The 2,692-nt window shown below is 72.9% G+C and carries 2 protein-coding genes; both read right to left on the bottom strand.

The window, feature by feature from the left end:
- Nucleotides 1–41 precede the first annotated feature (41 nt).
- Nucleotides 42–1,070 carry an ABC transporter permease gene (locus MHY85_RS20780; RefSeq protein WP_239200324.1) on the bottom strand — a complete coding sequence of 343 codons (1,029 nt, stop codon included), beginning with the start codon at nt 1,068–1,070 and terminating at the stop codon, nt 42–44.
- Between the two features lie 2 nt (nt 1,071–1,072).
- A complete protein-coding gene (locus MHY85_RS20775) occupies nt 1,073–2,662 on the bottom strand; it encodes an ABC transporter substrate-binding protein (protein WP_239200322.1) in 1,590 nt (529 codons plus the stop codon).
- Between the last annotated feature and the right edge of the window lie 30 nt (nt 2,663–2,692).

Here is a 2,692-nt window from a genome sequence, read left to right as displayed (position 1 = left end):
GGGCGCGGGCGCGGCGTCGGTCACGGGGGAGGGGTGGATGCTCATGTCAGCCGGACCCGGGGGTCGAGGGCCGTCTGCGCGAGGTCGACGGCGAGGTTGAGGACGACGTAGACCAGCGCGACCGTCAGGGTCACGCCGGCGATGGCGGGGGTGTCGACCGAGGAGATCGCGGTCGCCGTGTAGGAGCCGAGGCCGGGCCAGTTGAAGATCGACTCGACCAGGAAGCTGTTCACCAGCGCGTAGGCGAACACCAGCGCGACCAGCTGCAGCACGGGCGCCGAGGCGGCCCGCAGCGAGAACCGCACCAGCACCGCGAGCCGCCCGAAGCCGAGCGCCCGCTCCATGCGGGCGTGGTCCTGCGCCGCCTCCTCGAGCAGCGCCGCGCGGGTCATCTGCGCGATGACGCCGGTCGGGTACGCGGCGAGCGCGAGCGCGGGCAGCACCAGGTGGTGCAGCACGCTGCCGACCATGGCCCAGTTGCCGGTGATCAGGGCGTCGACGACGGTGATGTCGGTCCACACGCTCAGGGGGCTGGTGGTGTCGAGCGCGCGGTCGTACTCGCCGGCGGTCGGGAACCAGCCCAGGCGGGTGGCGAACACCAGCTGGAGCACGAGCGCCAGCAGGAACACGGGCGCGGACACGGCGAGCACCGAGCCGACCCGCACCGACACGTCCACGCCGCCGGCGCGCCCGCCCCGGAACCGCGCGGCCAGGATCCCGAGCGGGATGCCGAGCAGGACGGCCAGCAGCATCGCGGCGCCGACCAGCTCCAGCGACGCCGGCAGCGCCGACCCGAGGTCGGACGCCACCGGCTGCCGGGTGTGCAGGCTGGTGCCGAGGTCCCCGCGGGCGAGGTCGCCGAGGTACCGGAACAGCTGCACCGGGAGCGGCTGGTCGAGGCCCAGCCGCTCCCGGGCGGCGGCGAGCTCCGCCGCGCTGGCCCGCGCGCCGGTCGCCGAGACGGCCGCGTCACCCGGGACCGCCCGCGCGACGAGGAAGCTCACGACCACCACGCCGAGCACGACGACGGCGGCCTGCGCCAGGCGGCGCACCAGGTGACGGGCCAGCACGGTCAGCGGCTCAGCTCGTGCACGAACACGACGTTCGGGTAGGCCGGGTTGTCGGTGTAGCCCTGGACGTCGTCGCGGAACGCGCGCTGGTAGGTGTCGACCCACAGGGTGCTGACGGCGGCGTCCTCGACCTCGATGCGCTGCTGCAGCTGCTCGTAGGCGGCCTGGGCGGCGTCGGTGTCGGTCGCGGTCAGGGCCGGCAGCTCGTCGATGAGGGCGTCGACCTCGGGGTCGGCGAGGTACGACAGGTTGAAGTACGGCTCGTCCGAGGAGCGGAACACGTTGACGAACCAGGAGTACGCGTCGGCGTAGTCCGGGTACCAGTACATGACGAAGATGTCCTGGCGGTCGCCGGTGCGCGCCTGGTCCCACTGCGCGTTCCACTGCAGCGGCTGCGCGTCGAGGGTGACGCCGAGCTCGGCGAGCGCGGAGGTGAGCAGCGTGACATAGAGCTGCTGGTTGTCGTCGCCCTGGGCGTAGGTCATGGTCAGCGTCAGCGGGTTGCCGTCGCCGTAGCCGGCCTCGGCCAGCAGATCGCGCGCCGCGTCGAGGTCCTGCTCGGTGCTGATGCCCGCGCCGGAGCCGAGCAGGCCGTCGGGGACGATGCCCTGCGCGGCGACGCCGGAGCCGTTGAGCGCGTCCACCAGCCCGGGGGTGTCGGTCGCGAGCTGCACGGCCTGCCGCACCCGCACGTCGGCCAGCGGGCCGTCGGCGGTGTTGTAGAGCGCGAGCAGGTTCTGGAACGAGCCGGTCTCCGAGGTGGCGACGCCGTCGGTCGACTCCGCCTGGTCGAAGATCTCCGGGTTCAGCGTCTCGACGAAGTCGACCTCGCCGTTGCGCAGCAGCTGCCAGGCGGTGGTGGTCTGCGGGGTCACGCGGTACTCGACCGTCGTGTACTGGCCGTCCTCCCAGCCGCCCCAGTAGTCGTCGTAGGCGCCGAGCGTGAGCTCGTACTCCTGGCCGCTGGCCCAGTCCTCGACGGCGTACGGGCCGGTGCCGGCCTCGTTGCCCTCGGCGAACCAGGCGTCGAGGTCGCCCCCGTCGCCGGCGGCCTCCGTGTCGTAGACGTACGCGGCGTACGCGGACGACGCGATGAGGTCGACCGGGGCGGCGTAGGACAGGTGGAACACCAGCGTCGTGGGATCGGTGGCCTCGATCGAGTCGACGGCGTCCCAGATGTACGCGGCGCCGCCGGCCTTCTCGATCGTGCGGTCCAGCGACTCCTTGGCGGCGGTCGCGTCGAGCGCGCGGCCGGTGTGGAACGTGACGTCGTCGCGCAGCGTGAACGTCCAGGTCAGCCCGTCCGCGGACGACTCCCAGTCGGTCGCGAGGCGGGGCTCGACGGTCTCGGTCGCGGCGTCGTACCAGGTCAGCGACTCATAGACGTTCTCCATCGCCCGGATCTCGTTGGAGTAGGACAGCGCGGGGTCCCACTCGGTGACGATCTCGGTGTTCGTGACGAACGTGAAGGTGTCGTCCGAGGACGAGGCCGCGGCGGTCTCGCCGGTGCCGCGCGTCTGGCCGCCGCCGCACGCGGCGACCAGGGCGAGGACGGCGACCGCGCCGGTGGCGGTCAGGATGCTGCGTCGCACGGGGGGTGCTCCGTTCTGCGGGGAGGGGGG

It is taken from the genome of Cellulomonas sp. ACRRI (genome assembly GCF_022346185.1).
GTDB lineage: Bacteria > Actinomycetota > Actinomycetes > Actinomycetales > Cellulomonadaceae > Cellulomonas.
Note: the sequence above shows the minus strand (reverse complement) of the source record. Positions and strands in the feature narration are given on the sequence as shown.